General features: G+C 47.6%; 21 protein-coding genes. 9 read left to right on the top strand and 12 right to left on the bottom strand.

Translation table 11 applies throughout. The features are described 5' to 3' along the window. Positions 1 to 197: 197 nt before the first annotated feature. From DF182_RS15540 to DF182_RS15530, 3 genes are all read left to right on the top strand, one after another. Entirely contained in the window at positions 198 to 1,211 is a 1,014-nt protein-coding gene (locus DF182_RS15540) for a PorP/SprF family type IX secretion system membrane protein (protein ID WP_113616490.1), read from the top strand. Positions 1,212 to 1,399: 188 nt separating this feature from the next. Beyond that, a complete protein-coding gene (locus tag DF182_RS15535; RefSeq protein ID WP_113616489.1) occupies positions 1,400 to 2,164 on the top strand; it encodes an EI24 domain-containing protein in 765 nt (254 codons plus the stop codon). After that, complete coding sequence (locus DF182_RS15530; protein WP_113616488.1) at positions 2,164 to 2,877, top strand: SAM-dependent methyltransferase; 714 nt, start codon at positions 2,164 to 2,166, stop codon at positions 2,875 to 2,877. The genes DF182_RS15535 and DF182_RS15530 overlap by 1 nt, the downstream gene beginning before the upstream one ends. A gap of 73 nt (positions 2,878 to 2,950) precedes the next feature. Here the strand turns inward: DF182_RS15530 and DF182_RS15525 are convergent, their stop codons facing one another. Further along, the gene (locus DF182_RS15525) at positions 2,951 to 3,340 is read right to left on the bottom strand and encodes a hypothetical protein (protein WP_113616487.1); all 390 of its coding nucleotides are present in this window, start codon (positions 3,338 to 3,340) and stop codon (positions 2,951 to 2,953) included. Positions 3,341 to 3,365: 25 nt separating this feature from the next. Next, complete coding sequence (locus tag DF182_RS15520; RefSeq protein ID WP_113616486.1) at positions 3,366 to 4,739, bottom strand: M20/M25/M40 family metallo-hydrolase; 1,374 nt, start codon at positions 4,737 to 4,739, stop codon at positions 3,366 to 3,368. Positions 4,740 to 4,929: 190 nt separating this feature from the next. Between DF182_RS15520 and bshA the strand changes: the two genes are divergently transcribed. Continuing rightward, positions 4,930 to 6,081, top strand: coding sequence for an N-acetyl-alpha-D-glucosaminyl L-malate synthase BshA (gene bshA / locus DF182_RS15515; RefSeq protein ID WP_113616485.1), 1,152 nt, complete (start codon positions 4,930 to 4,932; stop codon positions 6,079 to 6,081). Here the strand turns inward: bshA and DF182_RS15510 are convergent. From DF182_RS15510 to porU, 8 genes are all read right to left on the bottom strand, one after another. Next, the gene (locus DF182_RS15510) at positions 6,078 to 7,463 is read right to left on the bottom strand and encodes a murein hydrolase activator EnvC family protein (RefSeq protein ID WP_147243446.1); all 1,386 of its coding nucleotides are present in this window, start codon (positions 7,461 to 7,463) and stop codon (positions 6,078 to 6,080) included. The genes bshA and DF182_RS15510 overlap by 4 nt on opposite strands. 29 nt (positions 7,464 to 7,492) lie before the next feature. Further along, complete coding sequence (locus tag DF182_RS15505; RefSeq protein ID WP_161964153.1) at positions 7,493 to 8,950, bottom strand: murein hydrolase activator EnvC family protein; 1,458 nt, start codon at positions 8,948 to 8,950, stop codon at positions 7,493 to 7,495. Positions 8,951 to 9,062: 112 nt separating this feature from the next. Further along, positions 9,063 to 9,893 (bottom strand): DUF4292 domain-containing protein, encoded by an 831-nt coding sequence (locus tag DF182_RS15500; protein WP_161964152.1) that lies wholly within the window; start codon positions 9,891 to 9,893, stop codon positions 9,063 to 9,065. Between the two features lie 74 nt (positions 9,894 to 9,967). Continuing rightward, entirely contained in the window at positions 9,968 to 11,701 is a 1,734-nt protein-coding gene (locus DF182_RS15495) for a tetratricopeptide repeat protein (RefSeq protein WP_113616481.1), read from the bottom strand. A 3-nt stretch (positions 11,702 to 11,704) separates the two neighbouring features. Beyond that, positions 11,705 to 12,148 carry a dUTP diphosphatase gene (dut, locus tag DF182_RS15490; protein WP_113616480.1) on the bottom strand — a complete coding sequence of 148 codons (444 nt, stop codon included), beginning with the start codon at positions 12,146 to 12,148 and terminating at the stop codon, positions 11,705 to 11,707. Positions 12,149 to 12,168: 20 nt separating this feature from the next. Beyond that, complete coding sequence (ispF, locus tag DF182_RS15485) at positions 12,169 to 12,657, bottom strand: 2-C-methyl-D-erythritol 2,4-cyclodiphosphate synthase (protein ID WP_113616479.1); 489 nt, start codon at positions 12,655 to 12,657, stop codon at positions 12,169 to 12,171. A 120-nt stretch (positions 12,658 to 12,777) separates the two neighbouring features. Further along, positions 12,778 to 13,953, bottom strand: a complete 1,176-nt coding sequence (gene porV, locus DF182_RS15480; RefSeq protein WP_113616478.1) for a type IX secretion system outer membrane channel protein PorV — start codon at positions 13,951 to 13,953, stop codon at positions 12,778 to 12,780. 109 nt (positions 13,954 to 14,062) lie between these two features. Continuing rightward, positions 14,063 to 17,470: a type IX secretion system sortase PorU gene (gene porU / locus DF182_RS15475; RefSeq protein ID WP_113616477.1), complete on the bottom strand. Its 3,408-nt coding sequence runs from the start codon at positions 17,468 to 17,470 to the stop codon at positions 14,063 to 14,065. A 226-nt stretch (positions 17,471 to 17,696) separates the two neighbouring features. Between porU and DF182_RS15470 the strand changes: the two genes are divergently transcribed. Next, positions 17,697 to 19,247: an SUMF1/EgtB/PvdO family nonheme iron enzyme gene (locus DF182_RS15470; protein WP_113616476.1), complete on the top strand. Its 1,551-nt coding sequence runs from the start codon at positions 17,697 to 17,699 to the stop codon at positions 19,245 to 19,247. Between the two features lie 82 nt (positions 19,248 to 19,329). Here the strand turns inward: DF182_RS15470 and bcp are convergent, their stop codons facing one another. Then, positions 19,330 to 19,791, bottom strand: coding sequence for a thioredoxin-dependent thiol peroxidase (gene bcp, locus DF182_RS15465; RefSeq protein ID WP_113616475.1), 462 nt, complete (start codon positions 19,789 to 19,791; stop codon positions 19,330 to 19,332). Positions 19,792 to 19,832: 41 nt separating this feature from the next. Beyond that, positions 19,833 to 21,527 carry a peptidoglycan DD-metalloendopeptidase family protein gene (locus tag DF182_RS15460; RefSeq protein WP_113616474.1) on the bottom strand — a complete coding sequence of 565 codons (1,695 nt, stop codon included), beginning with the start codon at positions 21,525 to 21,527 and terminating at the stop codon, positions 19,833 to 19,835. A gap of 167 nt (positions 21,528 to 21,694) precedes the next feature. On the opposite strand from DF182_RS15460, the gene gldA reads away from it, so the two are divergent. The 4 genes from gldA (at position 21,695) to DF182_RS15440 (ending at position 24,714) form a co-directional block, all read left to right on the top strand. Then, entirely contained in the window at positions 21,695 to 22,609 is a 915-nt protein-coding gene (gene gldA / locus DF182_RS15455; RefSeq protein ID WP_113616473.1) for a gliding motility-associated ABC transporter ATP-binding subunit GldA, read from the top strand. Between the two features lie 73 nt (positions 22,610 to 22,682). Further along, the gene (eno, locus tag DF182_RS15450) at positions 22,683 to 23,972 is read left to right on the top strand and encodes a phosphopyruvate hydratase (RefSeq protein WP_113616472.1); all 1,290 of its coding nucleotides are present in this window, start codon (positions 22,683 to 22,685) and stop codon (positions 23,970 to 23,972) included. 107 nt (positions 23,973 to 24,079) lie between these two features. After that, the gene (locus tag DF182_RS15445) at positions 24,080 to 24,391 is read left to right on the top strand and encodes an FtsB family cell division protein (RefSeq protein ID WP_113616471.1); all 312 of its coding nucleotides are present in this window, start codon (positions 24,080 to 24,082) and stop codon (positions 24,389 to 24,391) included. Between the two features lie 110 nt (positions 24,392 to 24,501). Continuing rightward, a complete protein-coding gene (locus tag DF182_RS15440; protein WP_113616470.1) occupies positions 24,502 to 24,714 on the top strand; it encodes a hypothetical protein in 213 nt (70 codons plus the stop codon). The last annotated feature ends 64 nt before the right edge of the window (positions 24,715 to 24,778 follow it).

Here is a 24,778-nt window from a genome sequence, read left to right as displayed (position 1 = left end):
ACGGATTTGGATGTTTAATGGTAGTAGATGTAACACGAATTTCCACTACCATCTAAATATCCAAATCCGTAATTTTATTTAATAGATCAGGCATTATTCCATTATTAATATTTTTACACATGGATTTAATTTGAAATATGATTTAATTACTGTACCTTCACCCGACTGCATAAACCCTATGCTTTTAAGCTTATCATATGAAAAGAGCTTTACTATTCTTGACCATATTCTTATGTATTAATTCTTTGCGGGCCCAGGATCCGCACTTTTCTCAGTTTTTTGCTTCTCCGCTTACGCTCAATCCGGCCTTTACAGGTTTATTTTCAGGTGATTATCGTTTATCCGGCAACTACCGCTCCCAATGGCGCAGCATCTCTACGCCCTTTGTGACTGGTACCGCTGCAATAGACTTCGGCATCCTGAAAAACGTGATTTCCTATACAGATATCTGGGGAGTAGGGCTGATGGCGGTATACGACAGAAGTGGCGGCGGAGCACTCACTTCGACCTATCTATCCGCCAGCACGGCTTATCATAAAGGTCTCGATCCGGAAGGCAACCATACCATTGCCATCGGCTTGCAAGGTACCCTGGTACAAAAACGGATAGACAACACCAAACTCCAGTTCGAAAACCAGATGGATAACAATGGCTACAATCCATTGATTCCCAGCAACGAAACACTGGTAAATCCTAAAATATCCTACTTCGATCCCAACATCGGGATTTTATATAATGGTTTGATCGGAGAATCATCCAACATCTACCTGGGTGCTTCCTATTACCATATCACCCAGCCGGTAGAATCTTTCATGGCCGAAACCCAGAACCGTCTCAGCTACCGCTGGACCATCCATGGTGGTGGTTCTGTACCGGTTAACGGGAAAGACCGTTTCCATACCAGCATTCTTTACATGAAACAAAGCACCGCTTCAGAATTCACTTTTGGCGGCGCCTATGGTTTCACACTCGATGATGTGGACGACAACCCCACTACCCTTTTCCTGGGTAGCTGGTATCGTCTGAAAGATGCGATCATCCCTTATGTAGGCATGCAATTCAAAGGCTTCCAGGTAGGGCTTACCTATGATACCAACGTATCTAGCCTGCGCCCTGCATCCAACGCCCGCGGCGGTCTGGAGATATCCCTGATTTATATCCATACCAGAAACGAGAACAACAAATACAAAACGCTTTGTCCGCGTTTCTAATCAGCTCTGTCACTTATCAATATATCACAACCGTGTGGCATTGCTGCACGGTTTTTTTTTATCATGAATGCAGCAAAATCAATTAATTCCATAAATACAGGCCGGAGTAAAATATTTTTGCCTTAGTTTCGTTCATCCTTCAATCATTCGGGATAAATATTTTCTGTCACTAAAAAAACATTCAGGCGTTGTTTTCATTCAGAGAGGTATTGTCGGCTATTCAAGCATATGGAAAGGCCCACCAGTTCATTATGCAGCATAAGTTGTGGAAGTGGATTCTGATACCCGGCATTATATACTGCTTATTGTTCTTTACGGGATTCTATTTTGTTTGGGGATATTCCGGCGATTTTGTGGAATATCTAACCCGACTGCTGCACATCACAGAATGGGTACAGGACCTGGAAAGCAGCTGGGTAAGTTTTCTTTTTATCCTCGTAGCATTTTCGGTGCGGATCATATTTGTATTCTGGTATTTCTCCTATTTCAAATACCTGTTCCTGATAGTAGCCTCCCCCGTTTTTTCGTACCTCTCTGAAAAAACAGAAGCGATCCTGGAATACCGTGAGTTCCCCTTCAGCTGGAAACAACTGGGGCAGGATATCTGGCGGGGCATCCGGATGTCATTCCGTAATATCGTATACCAGACTGCCGCTATTCTTGTTCTGCTGGTGGTTTCGTTTATTCCTGTTGTTGGCTGGATCACGCCCATGATAGGCTTTTTCATAGAAGCTTATTTTTATGGTTTCTCTATGATGGACTACAGCTGTGAACGTCACAAGCTGAGTATGGCACAGAGCATTCAGTTTATCCGCCAGCACCGGGGTATGGCCCTGGGCAACGGGATGGTGTTCTATATATTTATGCTGGTACCAGTATTAGGCTGGATGCTGGCCCCGTCTTATGCTGTCATTGCAGCCACCATAGATTTACAACATAAAAAACTGATATAATGAGTGCTACAGGCAAAGTGTACCTGATTCCGACTGTGTTGAGCGCTGACGCCCTGTTCAGCATTCCTTCCTATATCACTACCATTGCGCAGGAACTGCGTGTATTTTATGTAGAAAACGAGCGGACTGCCCGCCGTTATCTCAAAGCGCTGGATAGAAATATCAATATTGATGAACTGCAGCTGTTGCCCATGCACGAAAACCAGCCACCGGATGTGGCTCTGGCCAAAAAGCTGTTGCTGGCCGGTACAGATATCGGTATCCTTAGTGAAGCCGGATGCCCCGCCATCGCAGATCCTGGTCATCTCGTAGTACAGGCCGCCCACAGTATCGATGCCCGGGTAATACCCATGGTAGGACCCAACTCCATCCTGCTGGCCCTGATGGCCTCTGGTATGAATGGCCAGAACTTCCAGTTTACCGGCTATCTGCCTATCAAAGGGCCCGAAAGAGGAAAAGCATTACGGCAACTGGAAGACGAATCTGAAAGAAAAAAACAAACCCAGTTGTTTATAGAAACACCTTACCGCAACAACCTGCTGCTGAAGGACATTCTGGACCACTGTAAAGACCATACCCGGCTGTGTATTGCCGCTGATATCACCGGCCCGGCAGAATATATCAAAACAAAAACCATCCGGGAATGGCGAAAAGCCTTGCCGGACCTGCATAAACGGCCAGCAATATTTTTACTCTACGCTGTCCCCGCATAACGAAGCTAATTACATAAAAGACGAAGCCCTAAGCAGGATGCTTAGGGCTTCGTCTTTTATAGTCATTCATTATTTATGGCAGGTCCCTGCTGATCGGTTCTCTCACGCTGATCACACTGTCTACAATAAACGGGCTGTAACCACGCCAGGGCAATGCGCCCAGGTATTCCTTGTAATGCAGCTCCACCGTTTTACCGCTGGCCATCATCAGCTGTTGGGCAATCCGCTCATCTGCCACAGAAAACTGAAATTCGTTGGATTGGATTGTTCCGGCTGCACGGCCTTTATAGCCTGACTGAATCAATTTACCTTCATAGGTTTTGAAGATATAGCCTTTCTCTACAAAATAGTTGAGCTCTCCCGCCTTTACTCCTTTACCGAATACAAAGTAAAATTTGTAAAAGACAATGCCGCCCAGTACCAGGATAATGATAGAGACAATAATAAAAATAAACCGGCCCATGTGTATAGTTTAGTAGTGATTATGATCAAAAATAAAGATCTACCAGATAAATCAGGCCGGCCATACCCATGGCACCCAATTCCAGTTCACGTTTATTGACAGCTTCAAACACATCATTGGCAGCATGATGAACATCAAAATAACGTTGTGTATCCGGATAAAGTTCGGCCATCGGTGTGCCGAGGGCCTGATGCAGATGGCCAATATCGGCACCACCACCTTCGCCATCCAGGTCATAGAAGCCATAAGGCTCCAGCAGTGGCTTCCAGCTCAGCAGCTTTGCTTTTTTATCAGCTGGCATGGTGGAGGTAAAACCACGGGGCGCGAAACCGCCGGCATCGCTTTCCAGTGCAAAAACATGCTGTTCATTTCTTTGTTTGGCCAGCTGGGCATATTTTCTACCACCGCGGGTACCGTTTTCTTCGTTGGCAAACAGCACTACACGTATGGTACGTGCAGGTTTGAGGCCCATTGCTTTGAAAGTGCGTAGAGCTTCAATAGACTGTACACAACCGGCGCCGTCATCATGTGCGCCTTCGTTAACGTCCCAGGAATCGAGGTGGCCGCCAACGGTGATAAACTGATCCGGATATTTGCTACCGCGGATTTCCCCGATCACGTTGTGCCCGATGGTATCCTTCAGCATCTGACAATTGGTGCGCAGGTATACCTGGGCAGAATTATCTTTTTTAAGCCGGCTGCTCAGGCGGTCTGCATCCTGTAATCCGATGGCAACTGCCGGGATTTTAGGGTAGGCACTGTCATAAGACATGCCGCCGGTATGAGGGAAGTTATAGGCGCCATGTGTCATGGAACGCAGGATTATCGCCACGGCACCGTATTTCGCGGCCCTGCTGGCGCCCTGTCCTCTGTATATAACTGCGTCACGATAAGAGAGAAAAGTCTTGACGAACTCTGGTTTAAAATGGTAGTTATAAAAAACGATCTTTCCTTTCACCTGGTCTTTTTTGGCTTCCAGGTCTTCAAAGGAAGCTACTTCCAGTACCGGAGCGGTAAGGCCGGCCTTGCCTGTACCTACTGAATTACCGAGGGCCAGTATATTCAGCGGTGGTACAAAATCGCGGAGCTTGGATACGATACGAGCTTCTTCCTTTTCACCTCTTACCCAGTGGGGCACCATACATTCCTGCAGGTACACGGTGTCTGCTCCGGCAGCTTTCAGGGCTTTCACACCCCATTGCTCTGCCTTGGCCATCTGAGGGGAACCCGCCAGCCTGCCACCAACGGTTTTGGTCAGTGTACGGAGGTTTTCATAAGCAGTACTATTTCTCAGTACTTCATCGGCCATCTGTCTTAAAACAAGGGAATCCTGTTGTTGCGCCATGCTCACTACCGGCAGGAGGCAGGTAAGCGCGATTGGCAAAAGGTGTTTTCTCATATAAGCGGCTGTATTTTGCAATAAAACTAATTAATTGGCAGTGTTCTTACAAATAACAAATAAATGGTTTTCGGGCCTCCGCTAATTGAAAATTCAGCGTTACCTTCGTATACGAAGTAATCTGGCCGCTGGCACACATTTACAACAGGGCCTTTTTACTCATCGCTTTCCGTTCGTTAAAAAAAAGATCATGCGTATAGGAATTGTATGTTATCCTACATACGGTGGTAGTGGAGTATTGGCAACCGAGCTGGGCAAGGCCCTGGCAGACAAAGGCCACATGGTACATTTTATTACGTACCAGCAACCGGTAAGGCTCAATGCATTTCACGCCAACATATATTACCACGAGGTACAGGTCCCTACCTATCCTCTCTTCGATTTTCCGCCTTATGAATCTGCCCTCAGCAGCACCATGGTGGATGTAATCCTTAATCAGAAACTGGACCTGCTCCACGTGCACTATGCGATCCCACACGCCTCCACGGCATATATGGCCAAACAGATCGTCAGCAAACAAGGCAGGGTGGTGCCATTTATCACCACACTTCACGGTACCGATATTACACTGGTAGGTAAAGACAAGACCTACGCGCCGGTGGTAACTTTCTCTATCAACGAGTCTGATGCCATCACAGCCGTGTCTGAAAACCTCCGGGACGAGACCTACAAGTATTTCCAGATAGAAAAAGACATCTCAGTGATCTACAACTTTGTGGACACACAACGCTTCCGTCGCCGCGAGATGCCTCATTTCCGCAATGCCATCGCTCCCAATGGCGAAAAGATATTACTCCATGTGTCCAATTTCCGTAAGGTAAAAAGGGTGCCAGATGTAGTAAAGGTTTTTGCTAAAGTGAGAGAAAAGATACCTGCCAAATTACTGCTGGTGGGAGATGGACCCGACAGACCCTCCATCGAATGCCTTTGCCGTGACCTGGGTATTTGTGAAGATGTAAGATTTGTGGGTAAACAGGAACAGTTGGAAGATGTAATGTCGATCAGCGACCTCTTCCTGTTGCCATCTGACTATGAAAGTTTTGGTCTGGCTGCCCTCGAAGCGATGGCTGCCCAGGTACCAGTTATTTCCTCCAACGCCGGCGGTCTTCCGGAAATCAATATTCCAGGTCAGACCGGTTATATGAGTGATGTTGGAGATGTAGACGGTATGGCTGCCAATGCATTAAAACTACTGCAGGATGATGAACTGCTGGCTAAAGTCCGCAAGGGAGCATTGACACAGGCACTGCGTTTTCATATCGACAACATTATCCCGCAGTACGAGGCATTGTACGAGCAGGTGTTACAGCAACAGGCACTGCAGCAGGCACAGTTGCATTAACGATGGCGTATCCACCGTTCGGGGTTCTGCAGCACCATATTACGGTAAATCTGTAATTCTATTTCACCATTGCTGGCTACAGCACTGCCGGCAGCTGCTCCCAACACGTGGCCACGTTTTACTGCCATGCCTTTTTTAACACGCACATCCACCAGCCTTACATAGTTGGTAAAATACTTTCCGTGGCGCAGGGTAACCATATATCCTGCGCCCGGAACACTGAATACCATTATCACTTCTCCATCAAAGATCGCTTTTACAGCTGCCCCTCTGGATGTTGTTATCACGATACCATTGTGTTCTACCTGTACTTTTCCTACTGAGCTGGTACCAAAGCGGCCAGAGATCCTGCCGGCATCTACCGGCCAGGGAAGCCTTCCGCGGTTAGCTTCGAAATCACGTGACAATGACAATGCTTCAGGCGTTGCAGCCAGTACATCTTCTTTAGGCGTTTCTTTTACAGGAGGATCGTCATCGTCGTCGTCTTTTTCAGGTACGGTTATTTTAGGAGGTTTATGACCTGCTTTTTTAGCGGCTGCCAATGCCTTTTTACGGGCAGCTTCCCGGGCAGCCAGCTGTGCTTTCCGTTTGGCTTCTGCCTTCCGTTTACGTGCTGCCGCTGCAGCCAGCTCTCTCTTGCGGGCTTCTTCTATCTCCCGGCGGATAGCATTTTGAATGGCCTTGTCTACCTGGCGGGCTTCTGCCCTGCTTTGCTCCAGGTTTTGCTGTATTTGTTTCTCCTGCTCCTGCAGTTGAACGATCGTCTGGTCTGTTTCTTTTTTGTCGGCGATCAGTGTGCCTCTTACCTTTTGTTCGGAGTATAATGCGCCTGCTTTCTGTGCCCGCTGTTGCTCCAGGCTTTGCAGTTTCTGTCCCAGCTGTTCTTTGGTGGCCAGCAGGTTTTCTGCCTGACGGCGCCTGTTTTCGCGGTATTGCCGCAGGTAGTGGTAACGGCGGAGTGCATCGTTAAAACTGGTGGCCGAAAACAGGAAATTAAGTACATCGTACTCCCGTTTGGTTTTATAGGCGTACACGATCAGTTGCGCATAACGGGCACGCAAAGAATCCACTTCTTTCTCCAGCGTTTGTACGTTATCGTTAGTATTACTGATATCGCCATCTATCTGGTTTATTTCCTGGTTAATGCTTCTGATCTGAGCATTACGGTTTTCTATTTTCTGCTGTAGTTCCTTTTGCAGTCCCAGGTTTTGTTTGGTGGACTTGCGCGTTGACTGCAGGGCGCGGGTAGCTTCCTGAATTTCCTTCAACAGCTCTTGTTTACGATTCTCAAGTGCCGCGCGCGATTGTTTGTTACCGCGCTGTGCATATAGCAATGCCGGTAACAGCCAAAAAGCCATTAAAAACGGGATCAACTTTCTCAAAAAAGGTATGTTTTAGTAAGCAGGATATACTATCTGCGTCTTATCCACTGTTCCGGGTTCTGTTTGGTAACACCTTTCCAGATCTGGAGTTCCACCTCACCTGTGTTCTCAATATCATTCACACTGGCGGTACCGATTACCTGACCTGTTCTAACGTTATCACCTTTTTTCACCCTGGTAGTCTGCAAACGGACATAGGTAGTAAAGTATTGTCCATGACGGATAATAATTACATATCCGGAGCCCGGCATTACTACTACAGATTTCACCTCACCTTCGAAGATGGCTTTCACTGCGCCGCCTTTGTTGGTAGCGATGACGATACCATCTGATGGTACGGTGATATGTTCCATAACAGCATGCTGGTGTATACCGAAATGTTCGATAATATTACCCGCATCTACCGGCCATGGCAGTTTACCCCTGTTGGCTTCAAAGCTTTCTGACAGTGCCAGTGCTTCAGGAGTGGCTTCCAGCACGTTTTCAGTACGGGCCGGAGCAGGTTTTTCAGGTACCGGTGCCGGTCTTGCTGGCTCTGGTGTTGGCGTTGGCGTAGGTGTTGGTTTTACCGGAGCAGGTGTATTAGTAGCATTGTTATTGTTGTGGGCAGCAGCGGCGGCGGCATCAGCTTTTGCTTTTTCTGCAGCGGCCAACGCGGCTCTACGCGCTTCCTCTTCTTTTCTGCGTTTCTCTTCTGCAGCTTTACGGCGGGCAGCTTCTTCCTCCATAGCCTTACGACGCGCTTCTTCGATCTCACGACGGATTACCGCACGGATAGCTGCCTGTACTTTCTGCGCATCTTTGTTACGTTGATTAATATCGGTCACCAGTTCCTTCTCACGTCCCTTCAGTTTGGTGAGTACTTCGTCTTTCTCTTTCTTATCCAGTTCCAGCGTAGACCTTTGCTCCTGCTCAGACTTGAGTACGTCAGCACGTTTTACACGCTGGCTTTCCAGGCTCTGGATCTTTTTGTTCAGCTGGTCCTGGGTAGAAACGATATTGTCTGCCTGACGGCGGCGGTATTCGCGGTATTGTTTCAGGTATTGAAAACGTTTTACGGCATCATTGAAACTCTGGGCAGAAAACACAAAGTTCATCATGTCGTAGGCCGAACGGTTCTTATAGGCATATACGATCAGTTGTGCGTATTGTGCCTTCAGAGTATCCAGGTCTTTTTGCAGTGTTTTAACATCACGTGCGGCAGCGTTGATATCGCCGTTGATGAAGTTGATTTCCTCGTTGATATTATTGATCAGGCGGGTACGAAGTGTGATCTTATCTCTCAGCGCACGAAGCTGACCCAGGCTTTCCCGGGTAGAACGTTTGGTAACTTTCAGCTGTTCGTTTGCTTCTTCGATCTCCTTTTGCAGCTCTTTTTTCCTGCGCTCAAGTTCTTCCCGCGACTGTTGCTGCTGGCCGGTATTCTGGGCCACCAGCATAGCTGGCAACAACCATATGATCAATACAAACGGGATAATCTTCTTCAAATACAACATGACTATTTTAAGTAACTGCAATTAAATACCAGGTTCAAGTATATAAACGATAAATATACAACGTTTATTAGTTTATTGAAGATCAGAGTGCCGGGAAATCTTGTTACATGCGTTTATAGCTCGCCGGCGTATTGAATGGAAAACTTAATGGTACGTCAAAATCATAGCGGGTAAAGTCCAGCGCTATTTTGGTCACACTTTTCTCTTCCACAAAGATACGGCGCACTGTAGGGAACTTCCGGCCGGCCACATTTGCATAATCGCCATAGGTGAGTTCGCAGGAACGTCTGTTGGGATTAAGGCTGTCTTTGTCCATCACCTTGCTTTGCTGCAGTCCGTAGTCATCAGCAAATACATTGAACAGGCTGGTGAACTTCGGATTTTCGCAGCTGAAGGAGATAACGGCCGGTGTTTTTACCAGTCCAAATACAGAATCCGTCAGGTATACCGGGTTACCGATCAGCAGGTCCTGTAAGGTTTTGAAGTCAAATGGAATGTTAAGCAGGTCTTCCGCATCAGACATCTTCCTGAGAAAAACCTGTTTGTCCATACGGTTGTACAGCTTCAGGCTATCTGGGGTTATCACGGCTCTCATGACCTCATCTATGATAGGTGCTGCGACAGATACCCAGATGATGCTATCCTTTTTCATGCGGATAGTGGCGGTCAGGTTGTTATGGCTTTTACTTTCGTTTTCAAAAGCCAGTTTCATCCTGCCGGAGAAAGTATTGAAGTTGATATTATTGTTGCGGATACCTTTCAGCATGTTCTCGACAAAGGCATTCCGTTCTTCTGCCGATGTAGTATCCCGGTGGGCGGCCAGTTTGCTGGTGTCTGTTGCCGGGAAAGTATTGCGGGCCAGTTGTTTCGGGTGACGGCAGGCACTGAAAGCCATACCGGCTATTCCAATTATTAACAGTAATGTTTTTTTCATGCAGCTATAAGCTTTTAGCGGCATCAGCACTCGCCATGGGTAATCAGGAGATACCGGGCATTCTCAGCTGAAGGCTATTGAATATATTTTTTTTCTGCGATCTTACGGACCAGGCCCACGGAGGTAGCTCCTTTGTCTTTTGCCTTCTGCCAGTATTCTACCGCTTTTGTGACATCTTTAAGATTAAACAGGATATCACCATAGTGTTCCAGCACATTTGGATTCTGCTGTGATTCTGGAAACTCCAGGGCTTTTTCTATCCAGTGTTTTGCTTCTTCGAACTTGTCCTGCCGGAATAATATCCAGGCGTAGGTGTCCATGTAGGTTGGACTGTCCGGTTCTATTTCCAGGGACCTTTTGGACATCTCCTCGGCGCGATCCAGGTTTTCGCCTCGGAGTGACAGGTAATAACTATAGTTATTGAGTACCAGGGCATCCTGCGGCCGGAGCTTCAGCGCCCTTTCGTAACTGCTGTCGGACAGCTGGTGCTGGCCGGTAGCATGGTAAGCGTCTCCCAGGAGAGACTGTACGTCGGCCAGGAAACGTTTTTCTCCGGAGCCGATTTCCAGTGATTTGTTCAGCGCACTGATGGCAGCCGGATATTGTTGCAACAGGAAGCTGGCCACTCCTTTAAAGTAGTAGCCCATAAACTCTCTGGGGAATTTTTCTGTTACCGTATTACTGAGTGTGAGGAGAGCATTGGGTTCTTCCTTGCGGGAATAGATCCACATCAGCTGATACCATACCGAAAAGCGGGTAGAGTCCAGGCTCAGGGCTTTGGTATAACATTCCTGGGCACTGTCCAGCATATCCACCTGGGAAAACATATCACCTCTCAGAGCATATGCTTTAGGCTCTTTGGGATGGGCTCTCACTACCAGTGCGGTGAGTTCCAGTCCTTCTTCTACCTTGGTAGAATCCAGCTGCATCATCTGCAGGTAAGGATACACATAAGCTACTTTTTCGTCGATGCTATAGGAGGAATTAGCAAATGCACGGGTGAGGTAGGCCCAGTAGCCGGCTTTGTCATTGTTCTTTTTAGCATATGACGCGAGGCCCAGCAAAGCCCTGGCGTTGTCCGGGTCTTTCTTCAGCAGATTTTTGTAGATGGTGATGGCGTCCTCTGTACGGTCATTGGCATCATATACCTCAGCTAGCAAGTAATGATAACGCAGTTCCTGTGGGTTGACATCCATGAGTTTACGGATCTCCGCAGCGGCCGAATCTACCTGGCTCATTTTGAGCAACAATTTTTGTTTTTGGTAGATGATTTCTTCCACTACCCCTGTTTTCTGCTCCAGCTGGTTGAACGCAGTCAGGGCCTCAGCCGGTTTATTGGCTTTGGCGAGGAACATCGCCTTGTTGAACAGATAGTCTTCACTGTTAGGGAAGCGGGTTGTCAGCCTGTCAAATACGGTGGCCGCACTATCGAATTGCTCATTTACTGCAAATGCATCGGCCAGGGTGATCTGAAACCAGTGATTATCGGGGTCTATAGTGGCTGCACGGCGGGCGAAGCCCAGTGCATAACCCGGGTTCTGGACCTCAAGAAACAAACGGGCCAGTTCGTAATAAACGGTAGGATTGTTTTTGTTTAACCGCAGGTAGTCGGAGTATTGGGTGATAGCTGTGCGGTAATCACCCAGCATCTTGGAACGCTGGGCCGCAAAAAAAAGACTGTCAGCCCGCTGCTCCAATACAGCAGGATCTTTGATAACAGCACCACGACGCAAGGCTTTTTTAGGCCCGCTGCAAGCGCCTGTTATCAAAAGGCTGGTAACACCAATAACGGTTAAGAGTACACGCATTTATCAGGATTTACCGGTATGACCGAAACCTCCTTCACCGCGAACGGTTTCTGTCAGCAACTCCACAGGCTGTATCACCGCCTGTACAAATGGAGCGATGATCATCTGGGCTATACGGTCTCCGGGTTGTATCGTTTGTGGTTCGTTGGACAGGTTGATCATAATAACCTTGATCTCCCCTCTGTAATCCGCATCTATCGTGCCAGGCGTATTGAGCAGGGTCAGTCCCTGTTTGATAGCCAGCCCGCTGCGTGGACGTAACTGAGCTTCATATCCGGTGGGCAATTCCATGAACAACCCTGTTGGCACCAACATTCTTTCCAGTGGCTGGAGGGTTATCGCCGTCTCCAGGTGCGCACGCAGGTCCATACCTGCCGCTTCAGCAGTCGCATAAGCCGGCAGTTCATTACCAGACTTATTGATGATTTTCACAATTATATCAGCCATTGGGCAAAGATAATTTATTATTATTTAGCTATTTTCTCCAATAATACAACCGCATGGGCTGTCACCCCTTCTTCCCGGCCTACAAAGCCCAATTTCTCTGTAGTAGTGGCTTTTACAGACACATCTTCCAGACCGATACGCAGTATTTCTGCAATCACCGCCTGCATCTCCGGCACATAGGCCTTGATCTTAGGCGCCTGCAGACACAGGGTACTGTCTACATTCACTACACCATAGCCCTTTTCTCCTATCAGTTGTGCACAACGGGCCAACAGAATTTTGCTGTCAATATTTTTATAAGTATTGTCTGTATCCGGAAAATGTACACCGATATCTCCAAGCGACAAGGCACCCAGCATAGCATCACAGATAGCGTGTAACAGCACATCTGCATCACTGTGCCCCAGCGCCCCCTTATGATGAGGGACTTTTACGCCACCCAACCAGAAATCGCGACCTTCCACCAGCTGATGAAAATCTACTCCCAGACCAATACGTATACTACTCATAGCTTATATTTTATAACATTTATGCCAATGCGCAAGGTAGGCATTAAAAATAAAAATCCCCCCGTTAAAAAAACGGAGGGACTTAATATATTTCTGAATTCTATTATCTATTTTTTTCAATTACCAACCGGTCCTGCTTTCTTCGTTTCTGCCTCCGAGGTCAAAGGTAAGTGTAAACCGCAGGGTGTTGGAAAGTGGATTACGCTGCGTACCGGAACCTGTAGGCACCAGGTAAGAGAAGTTAAGTCCGAAGATATCATACTTGATACCGACCCCCGCCGTAAAATATTTGCGGTTTCCTTTATTCTTATTCTCATTAAAGTACCCGGCTCTCACAGCAAACTGCTGATTATACCAGTATTCCATCCCTACTGAATACATCAGTTCCTGCATCTCTTCCTTCAAACCTCCCGGTGCATCACCAAAGGAGCTGAACATACCTTGCAGCACACCTTTTTCCTTGTAGTTACCCAGGGAATCAGGCGTAGGCACCATCAACTTGTTGATGTCGAGGGCAAAAGTCAGCTGATTGGTTTCGTCCAGGCTGAGCGTATAGGCAGTACCGATAGCCAGGTTGGTAGGCAGAAAGTCTTTGTTCTGTGCAGAACTGGTATAGGAAATCTTGGTACCAATATTAGAGATGGCCAGGCCCACATTCAATCTGTTGGCCAGCCCGTCGGCCTTTTCAAATTCTTTGGTATAGAAAGCGGAGATATCTGCTGCAAAAGCTTTACCGGGCCTGATCATGGTGCTGCCGTTAGACTGCCCGCCGGCCAGGTTGGAATAAATATAACGCGCGGTCAACCCCATAGAAAAGTTATCAGACAACTTACGCGCGTAACCTGCATCCAGTGCAAATTCCCGCGGACGGAAATCGCCCAGGTCCTGGTTGGTGATATCCCTGAAGTTAATAGTACCCAGTGAAAAATAACGCAGTGAGGCGGAAACAGCCTGGTATTCGTCCAGCTTCGTATATCCACTAACGGTTGCCAGAAACACATCGTTTACCAGCTCTTTTAACCAGGGAGTGTAGGTAACAGCTACACCACCATTAGCCTTTGCGAACGGCAGTTTGGACAAGTTCCAGTATATAGAAGAGGCATCCGGTGACAGTGCTACACCCACATCCCCCATTGCTCCGCTTCTGGCATCAGGTGTAATCCGGAGAAAAGGTACTGCAGTATTGATAGTATTAGTACGGCCATCTATCTCACCTGTGTTTATCTGGGCTGAGGTTTTTAAACTTGTGAAAGTACTGTATATGAACACAAGGCTCAAAGTTACCTTTCGGATCATGCAACGTTCGTATTTAGATAGGGTGTAAAAATAAGCTTATTTATTAATATTAAAACGTAAGGGGGTTGATGTAGGGATAATGGCAAACTTGCTCTCCCAAATGCATAGGTCATAATAGTACCATTTTTCCACCCAACGTCCTGGTTTTACCATTACTGCTAATAATCAGCCTGTAAATATAAATGCCGGCGGGTAACCTAGCTCCCGAATCACCTCTACCGTCCCAGGGGCTTCCATCAAAACGACTGGTACCAGAAAATATTGTGCTCCGCATTTTCTTTACCAATCGCCCATCAGTGCTAAATACCTGTAAATCTACCTGTAGCTGTTGTCCTTGCTGATTGTGCAGAAAAGAAAACCTGGTTACATCGTAAAAGGGATTGGGATAGTTGACAACTTCCTCCACCGTCAATGACCCCGGCTCTGCTACTTTGAAGAAGATCGTTGTTACAGTGCTGTTGTTATAGGTGTCCCAAGCCTTTATGGTAATACGATGCGCCCCGGTTGGCAATGCTGTCAGCGGAAAACGTACCTGTCCCTTCTGATAACTGTCCAAAGATGCTTCAAAATAATCATTTAAAACAAAATATTCTGAACTATCCAGGATCGCCATCAGATGATGCTCCGGGTTATTACCTGATACATTGATACCACTACTGTCGGCAAGATCTATCATCAGCAAAGGAGATGGTCCGGTCATATCACCGTTGACAAAACGTTTGCTGTCCAGCCACACTTTTACATCCGGCCCTGTGACATCTGCCGGTGCATTATTCATCAGGCCCCCGGCTGTGAATCCTTGAAAATAACCACCACCGTCTGACATCTCACCGCAGGCATAATAACTTATCTTGCCACTTGCTTTTCCAGGCTGTAAATCTGCCGGAACTGTAAACGCTACGGTAAAACGACCATCCTTCACCGTTTGTGTTCCTTTGAATAAAACACGCTGCTGTAATTTATATTCCGCCACCTGGCTACGGGGATCATTTCCCCGGGTATGGTAAGTGGCTGGCTGGTCATAAACCACCGTTGTTACCGTTCCCTGATAACCCTCCAGTATATTACCTCTTTTATCTGCTATATGTCCTTTGATAATGCAAGGCTGCAGCCCTTTCAGGGTATCCGTTTCCGTGCCCGCCTTCTGCCCGTTGATACTGTCTGTTATAACGCGCCACTGTGGAAATGCAAGCGTCATCGACGGATCACCCAATAACTGGAACTTGCGGTTATTGATCACATCTCCTGAAGTGCTGTAGGTAGCATTTTTACCTTGTTGTATTGCTTCACCCAAACTACGCATATTACCGTCTGCCAACGGCGTAAATGCTGCCTGTAGGTAATTGGCATTCATCAACCGGTTGGAATTGGCGAAAACAGCCCGTGTGGTGGTCATCAGCGCAATTGCACCAGTATTTTGCTGCAGAAGCAACTGTGCCCCCAGGGAGTTTATGCCCGGATCATCGAAGGGAGCAAAGTCACAGGTAGCTGTAATCAGCAGCGGTAGCCTGTTTTCGTTCACCCATTCCCGTACGCTGGCTGCATCCATGATGGTTTCTTCTGCCAGCCGGTTGTTGCTGCCATGCCCTGTATAATTCATTACCAGAGTACCACTGTTGATCGTATTGGCAATGGCTTTGTTCACCTCAGGTGAGTGGGAGCCGGAGGAGGTATTTTCCTTCGGATAGGCGTCCAGGTATATTTTACCAATGTTGGCCTGTGCATTGCTTTTGGCGATCATCGCGCCCATGGCTTCGGCATCATTAAAATGCAGGTTATCATCTCCATCATCAGCCAGCAGTGTTACCTGATTACGCCAGGGACCAAAAGAAACCGGCTGCTGGTAACGGATGATTTTATCTACTGCCATCCTGGCTTCGGTTGTATTACGAACAGGCAACCGGCCGATACCGATATCCAGCAGGTTGGTGATATCTGTACGGGTAATATCTTCTGTATCATCCAGCAGGCCGAAGAAATCGTCTGACACGTAGGAATGGATAGCATCCAGCGAGGCCTCACTTTGCCAGGACGGTACCAGGTTGGTATTATTTTTCACCCGCTGACGGTAGTCATAAGATGCAGCGCCAAAGAGCAGCAGGTAACGGGGATGATCGCCCCGGTCGTAATGCATCTTCACATAATTCCGGATGGCTGTAGGGTCCGGCGATCCGGACGCAAACTCGTTGTATACCTGGCTGGTAGTCACCACTTGTACATTCAGCTGGTCGTGTTGCTGGCGCCAGGCCGCCAACCTCTCCGCCTCCGCGCGAAAAGCTTCATGAGTAACGATCAGCAGATCTGCCCCGGGAGCGCCATGCAGGTCCTGATTGATCACAGGCCCACCCAGGACGGGCCTCCCGGCACTTCCCGGGTTAAAGGCAATAAACTCCCGCAATGAATCCGCAGAACGGGTGAATGACAGAGAGTCTGCCCTTAATACAGTGCCCATAGCCAGCGGGTGAAGCTGGTCTGTCACTTCCCATATCTGCGTTTGTGCGGTAGCGTTAGACAATACATATTGTAACTGTTGAGGAGTACCCAGGTCAGTGGTGCTGCGAAAATCCAGCATGCCCGAAGCTGGTATCCGTAACGGACAGCTGGCTGTCAGCTCCAGATAATCCAGCCAGCCCCTTGAGTTAATATCTCCGGGTTGAAACTCCACCCCTGCTGATACTGTGGCCTGCGAGACAGCAGCCGTACCGGTAGCCATGGCCGCGGTAGCGATAGATTCAAATACGCTCCCGCCTACGGGCAACAGATAAGCGCTGGCTGCGGCTGTTCCGTTAAGACTCACCTTAAAATTACAACCCGAGGCGCTGCGGGCCGCCGCCCTGAACTTAACAGCAACAGGGCCTTCCGGAGCGCCTGGCAATACAAAGTCATAGGTACGGCTGTTGCCCACCACTTTACTGAATTCCTGCCCCCACCATTGTTTGCCGCTGCTGAGGAAATTGAGACTATCCCGTTCGTAAAAGGTATGGTAATCAAAAAAGAGCACAGTCTTGTCGGGGAGCCGGGCATTGTTATCCTGTCTGATACGGGCGCCGTCTCCGCCGGTGGTGATAAAGTACCAGGAGACATCGTTGTAAAGATTGTACTGGTGGGAGAAACCAGGCTGCCAGGGATTCCATTGCCAGCGGTGGGGACCGGGTGTGTAAAATAGGATATAGTCGTTGCCGTTGAGGTAACCGTCACCTCCGTCATTCACCTGCAGGGCTACTTCAGGCAGATCATCGGGATGAGGCTGACCATTGGCTTCGGGCAACATCTGGCCCCCGCTGCCATAGAGGCGTACGGCCCCTGAAGGCAGCTGCCGGGTGTCTATTCCCATCTGCTGCAACATCGGTACGTCAATCTTATACACGCCCGGGCCTGCTACGGATAATTTAAACCAATTGCCCGATGCCAGTATGCTATGATTATTATAGGATCTTGGTCCTGTTTGTCCGAAGGCTGTCCTGTTATGGTATAGAAAAATTAACAGGAGCACAGGGAAAATATACGAAGGTTTCATTATCTTGATGTCCCTTTTCCATGCTTTCCAAAAGGTTGGTGTAATGTAGAGAAAATATAAGATAAAAAATTCAAATATATCTCTTAATTTTCGCTGCAGTCTTGTTCTTGGCGATAGTTCTATCAAGTCGTGGCCGGGGCATATTACAAATTAATTTTTTTCGCCATAAAATAAAAAAGATTACATTTGCGTTTACTGTAAATATAATCGACTAAAGCTGTATCGCATGCGTAGATTAACCTCTTTATCATTGCTCGTTGGTACCGGCGTAATGCTATCCATGACTGCCTGTCACAAGGACGGTGGAGGACTTTTCGGCAAAAAGAAGGAAGCATCCTCTGCTACGGGCTGGAACTATAATGACCAGAAAATGGGTGGTTTCAGCGTAGCCAAAAATAAAAACCAGATTACAGGTCCGGGCCTTGTATTTGTACAAGGTGGTACTTTCGCCATGGGCGCCACTGAGCAGGATGTAATGGGCGACTGGAACAACATTCCACGTCGTATTACAGTATCCTCCTTCTATATCGATGAATCCGAAGTGGCCAACGTGCACTATCGGGAGTATCTGTTCTGGCTGGCCCGCGTGTACAACGAATCCTTCCCACAGGTTTACCGTAACGCGCTGCCGGACACCCTGGTATGGCGTAGTGAACTGGCTTACAATGAGCCACTGGTAGAATACTACTTCCGCCACCCGGCCTACAACGACTATCCGGTAGTAGGTGTAACCTGGAAACAGGCAACAGACTACTGTAAATGGCGTTCCAACCGTGTAAACGAAAAGCTGTTGATGGACAAAGGCCTGCTTTCCAAAGCAGACATTACCAACCAGTCTGATGATAATACCTTCGACACCAAAGCTTATAGCGCTGGTCTCTATGAAGGTACTCCGGGCAAAATGTCCAGCTCTGTTAAAAACCAGTTCAAAAACGCGGACGGTACTCCAAGGGCCGCCCAGTTTGAAGACGGTATCATGCTGCCTGCCTACCGCCTGCCCACAGAAGCAGAATGGGAATACGCAGCATTGGGTTACATCGGTCAGAACCCTGGCCCTTCCAAAAAAGAAGGCAAACACGGGGAAGAGCTGATCATGAACAAACAGGTTTACTCCTGGGGCACCAACACCAGCGGTCTGCGTGATATCCGCCGTGGTACCATGCAAGGACAGTTCCTGGCCAACTTTAAACGCGGTTCCGGTGATAACATGGGTGTGGCCGGTGGTCTGAACGACCGTGCCTCCATCCCTGGCCCTACCCGCTCTTTCTACCCTAACACTTTCGGTATCTACAATATGTCCGGTAACGTAGCAGAATGGGTACTGGATGTTTACAGGCCTCTCAGCCCTATCGATGGTGAAGACTTCAACTACTTCCGTGGTAACAAGTTCCAGACCGTTTACCAGAACGAAAACAAAGAGTTCGAAAAAGACAGCCTGGGTCACCTGAAAATGCGTGATGTTACTGATGAAGAAAGTGCTAACCGTCTTAACTACCAGAAAGGTGACGTAATCAACTACCTCGATGGTGACACCCTCTCTCAGGTAGAATATGGTTATGGCGTCACTACCCTGATCAACGACAAATCACACGTTGTAAAAGGTGGTAGCTGGAACGACCGCGCCTACTGGCTCTCTCCAGGTACCCGCCGTTACATGCAGGAAGACATGGCCACCAACACCGTAGGTTTCCGTTGTGCAATGGACCGCGTAGGTAGCCCTGAAGGTAACAAGTTCAAAACTGGTAACCTGTTCAAAAAACAAAGACAGAAAAGATAATCATCTCCCTAAAGGAGCATAAAAAAAACGCAAAGATGAAAGTCTTTGCGTTTTTTTATGCCTTTGAGAAACGAAGAAGGAACTACTTCCAGATCTCCAGGATCTCTTCCGTGTGGTTCTGTGTATTCGGCTTTTTGATGATATGATCAATCACGCCGTTTTCATTGATGAGGAAAGTAGTACGGTAAACTCCTTCATACTTGCGGCCCATCATCTGTTTTTCACCCCAGACACCATACTGGTTTACGATCTTATGGTCATCATCTGCCAGTAAGGTAAAAGGCAGGTCATATTTTTCTATAAACTTCAGATGGCTTTGTTCGTCGTCGGTGCTTACTCCTACCACTGCATATCCTTTTTTAGTCAGGTCCTGGTAGTTATCGCGCAGATTGCAGGCCTGCGCAGTACAGCCAGGAGTCATGTCTTTCGGATAGAAATAAAGTACCACACGTTTGCCTGCAAGGTCTTTCAGTGACACGGCTTTGCCGTGCTGGTCCCTGCCGTTGAATACCGGTGCTTTTTCTCCTTCTTTTAAGTTTACCATATCGTGTTTTTTAGGTTATGGGAAGACGATTATGTTTTGCACTAACGTTTGAAAGACAGATGATAGCTACCTTCATTACCTGCTACATCAGTCACTTTCATCACGAGCGTATGATTGCCGGGAGGACAATGCTCATCAAACGTATAGGTGAGCACGTTACCTTTCCGGGAAAACATCAGCCACTTACCATCCAGCTCTCCGCGGAAATCCTTGATACCACTGGCATCGCTCATTGTAAAAGACAGCTTGGCGGCTTTAGACAGGTTGGCGCCGGGTTTCACACCCACCGGCACTACTTTGGGCGCTATCGTATCTACTTCCAGGTGGAAGTTGCCGAAATCGCGGAAAGTGCCTTTGTACCAGCCGTCTTCCAGCACAGTACCGGATACGCTGGTACTGCCAAGTCCTTCCCGTACCATCACTATTTTAGGCTGCAGATATTCGGGTACTGTTCTGGTAGCCTTCAACCGCACGTCAAAGAAGTCGTGTACTGGTACCAGCGGAGTATGGAGGTGATAGATGTTGGAATAATATTTTGCAGATGCAGCCGGGATCTCCTGGTAATTAAAGCAGATCCGGTCATACAGCGCACGCTCATCCAGGTAGAACTCGACCTGGTTGTTTTCGAAGATATTGCGAGAATCAGGATACATGGTATTGGCACAAGGCTTGTCCGGTGTTTCCTCTCCGCCCTGCTGCAGGTTTACCTTCACGGTGGAAGTGTTGCCATAGGCGTCTTTCACCAGTAGTTTCACTTCGTGCACTTGTCCGTCTGCCAGGTTGATGGTACCATCACCTTTCAGATCGTGGTATATGTCCAGTTCATTGCCTGGCAGGGAAAACAGCAGCTGCAGATAAGGGCCTCCGCCTTTTTTCACCTTATAGTCGATATGGGCATTCAGATATCTGGTTTCATCATACCCGATATTATCCAGCTGGAAGTCGATGTCCGGCACATTATTATTCAGCATAAACACTTCGTAGATGCCATAGGTGTTGGGTGCGTCGTTCATGCGGTCGATAGCGTTGATACCAAGACCAACCTTATCGGCTTTCACTTTTACAACGGGCTGAGTGGTCACGTAGTGGTCGCCGGCTTTTTTAACAGCGAGTATCATAGGCTGTTGCTCATAGATGCTTTTCTCCATATCGTAAATGGCTATACGATAAACATCCGGCGGGCGGGTATCAGCTATGTTAAAGCCAAACAGCAGCGGGTTGAGCGGTTTTTCCGTCTGAGTGTTCCGGATTTCGAAGTGCAGGTGCGGGCCGGCAGAACCGCCGGTATTACCACTCCAGGCTACAAAATCACCTTTCTTCACGGGAAACATATTCGCCGGGATAGACAGGTCACTGGCCCAGCTTTCACTGGCATACTGTTGTTTTTTCACGTAAGCCTGAAGGGCAGGAAAGAAGCTGTTCAGATGGGCATATACGGTCGTATAGCCATTGGGGTGGGTAATGTACAATACATTCCCGAAGCCGGTATGCGACACGCCTATACGGCTCACATATCCATCTGCAGCAGCATGCACCGGCAGATTTTCCTTCTGCTGGGTTTTCATGTCCATTCCGGAATGGAAGTGGTTAGGCCTTAACTCTCCGAAGTTACCAGCCAGCTCTATGGGAACATTCAGCGGGTTCCTGAAATAACCCTGAGGGTAATTTTTTTCGGGAACGGATTGTGCCTGTAATAAATGTGGTAGTAAGCAAAATAAGCCAATAACTCTCTTCATAATATTGCAATGGTAGAAAAAAATTACGAATTACAAATTACGAATTACGACCAGGACCGGTGAAAAGACAGGAAGCTCAAGGGTTCTTCCTGCCTCATTCGTAATTCGTAATTCGTAATTCATAAATTTCTTCAGTACATTAGTTGCCGCAAAACGAGCTATCATACATGTCTATCCTGGTATCACAACTTAGTAAGGTCTATGGCGAACAAAGGGCGGTAGATGCTATTTCCTTTGAGCTGAAGAAAGGGGAAATAACAGGATTCCTGGGCCCCAACGGGGCGGGGAAGTCTACCACCATGAAAATGATTACGGGCTTTCTGCCTCCTACCAGCGGCAGTGCCAGTGTTTGTGGTTATGATATTGTCAGCCAGTCACTGGAGGTACGTAAAAGAGTAGGATACCTGCCGGAGTCGAACCCGTTGTATTACGACATGTATGTACGGGAGTTTCTGGAGTTTGTTGCCGGTGTGCATCAGCTGGGACAGACTACTGCGGAGCGTATCAGGAAGGTGATCGATATTACCGGACTGCAGCCGGAAAGCCGGAAAAAGATAGGGGCACTGTCTAACGGCTACAAACAGCGTGTTGGGCTGGCCCAGGCGCTGCTGCATGATCCCGAAGTGCTGATCCTGGATGAGCCCACTACAGGGCTAGATCCCAATCAGCTGGCTGATATCCGTCAACTTATCAAAGACCTCGGAGCCGATAAAACCGTGATCCTTTCCACCCATATCATGCAGGAAGTGGAAGCTCTCTGCGGACGTGTGATCATCATCAACAAGGGAAAAATAGTGGCTGACGACCAGCTGTCGGAGCTGCAGCAGCAAAATACCGCCAACGGCTATCTGCAGGTGACCTTCGGAGAGCCGGCCACAGCTGAAGAACTGGCACAGATCGCCGGTGTTGCCCGCGTCAAAGCTGCAGAAGGCAACAGCTGGCAACTGTATACCAACGAGATAGACCTTGTGCGAAAAAACCTGCTACAATTTGCTTTGATTAATAACAGGAACATCCTTTCTTTGCAAAGCAATTCACAAAGCCTGGAAACCATTTTCCGGGAAATAACCAAGAGCGTTTAGCTATAAGCTTTTAGCTCCCAGACTAAACGCCCGATGCTAACCGCTAATAGCTAACAATTATAACTTTCGAATTATGAGTACTATTTCAGAAATCCATGCCAGGCAAATTCTCGATAGCCGCGGTAATCCTACAATTGAAGTAGATGTAACTACTGAAGATGGTCATTTCGGCCGTGCTGCCGTTCCATCCGGCGCCTCTACCGGTAAGCATGAAGCAGTAGAACTGCGTGATAACGACAAGAGCGTTTATGGTGGTAAAGGTGTACTGGAAGCCATTAAGAACGTAAACGAAATTATTTCGGAAGAACTGGTTGGCTGGGAAGTTACAGACCAGGCTGGTATCGATAAATTACTGATCTCCCTGGATGGCACCCCCAACAAAGCCAAACTGGGCGCCAACGCTACCCTGGCTGTGAGCATGGCCGTTGCCAAAGCTGCTGCAGAACAATGCAATCAACCGCTGTACCGCTACCTGGGCGGCGTTAACGCATTTACCCTGCCTATTCCCCTGATGAACATCATCAACGGTGGTGCGCACGCAGACAACAAAATTGATTTCCAGGAATTTATGATCGTTCCTATCGGTGCATCTACCTTCTCTGAAGGTCTGCGCTGGGGTGTGGAAGTATTCCACAAACTGAAATCTGTACTGAAAGGTAAAGGCTATAGCACCAACGTAGGTGACGAAGGTGGTTTCGCTCCTGAAATCCAGAGCAACGAAGAAGCTATCGAAACTGTACTCGAAGCTATCAAAGCTGCCGGTTACACTCCGGGTGAACAAATCGCTATCGCCCTGGACGCCGCCAGCAGCGAAATGTACAGTGACGAAACCAAAAAATATAAATTCTACAAAAGCTCTCAGAAAGAAATCACCAGCGATGAAATGGTGGCTTACTGGACTGAGTGGTGCAACAAATACCCTATCGTTTCCATCGAAGACGGTATGGCAGAAGACGACTGGGAAGGTTGGAAAAAACTGACTGAAGCTGTAGGCAGCCGCGTTCAGCTGGTAGGTGACGACCTGTTCGTAACCAACGTTAAACGTCTGAAACAAGGTATCGATCAAAACATCGGCAACAGCATCCTGATCAAAGTAAACCAGATCGGTACTGTAACAGAAACCATTGATGCCGTAAACATGGCCCACAAAGCCGGTTATACTTCCATCATGAGCCACCGCTCCGGTGAAACCGAAGATACTACTATCGCTGACCTCGCTGTAGCACTGAACTGCGGCCAGATCAAAACCGGTTCTGCTTCCCGCACCGACCGTATGGCTAAATACAACCAGCTGCTCCGTATTGAAGAAGAGCTGGGCGAAGTAGCAATCTATCCAACTAAAGCTATCAGCGTTAAAAAATAAACCACTTTGATTTAGGGATTTTCTGATTTACGATTTTTTGATTGGATAAAAATGATGATTTACCCACATCAAAAAATCGTAAGTCAAAAAATCCCTAAATTGCATATATGTCTTTCTTCAAATCCATAAAACTGCCCAGGTATGTAAAGAACAAGTTCTTTATCACGGGCGTCGCATTTGTTATATGGATTGCCTTTCTGGACAAAACCAACCTGATGTACCAATATCAGTTCCAGTCTGAAGTCAACAAACTGGAAAACCAGAAAGATTTTTTTATCAAAGAAATCAAACAGACGAAGGAAGAACAACAGGAACTCCTGTCCAGCCCGGAAAAACTGGAGAAATTTGCCCGCGAAAAATACTACATGAAAAAGGATAATGAAGACCTCTTTATTATCACGCCTGCACCCCAAGAGTAGCCCCTCTCCTCCTTGCGAGTCTTAAAAATTTATCCTAAATTAACAATACAATTTATTATTCCGTCGTTATAAAGTTGGGATACACTATTCTTTCATCAAATTGATTATGCATGAGTAATTTTACACTATCCACCCTGTCAACCTTGTATCTTGTTACTGATAGCGATCTCAAACGTCAACAGCAGGAAGCATCATTAACGCGGGAAGAACAGGCTTGTTTCGAGGACACCAAAGCAGTCCTCAACACCATTCGTTATACTCCCCGGGCAGCCACCCTACAGATGATATTTGATTATGCCGCTAGTAAGCCCGAACAGAAATAGTTCAGGACACGGCTATTGATTCTTAACAAGTTACCTATATACTGCTGTACGATCCGTGCAGTTA

The organism is Chitinophaga flava (genome assembly GCF_003308995.1).
Classification (GTDB): domain Bacteria; phylum Bacteroidota; class Bacteroidia; order Chitinophagales; family Chitinophagaceae; genus Chitinophaga; species Chitinophaga flava.
The sequence above is the reverse complement of the archived record's forward strand: the minus strand, read 5'-3'. Positions and strand labels throughout refer to the sequence as shown.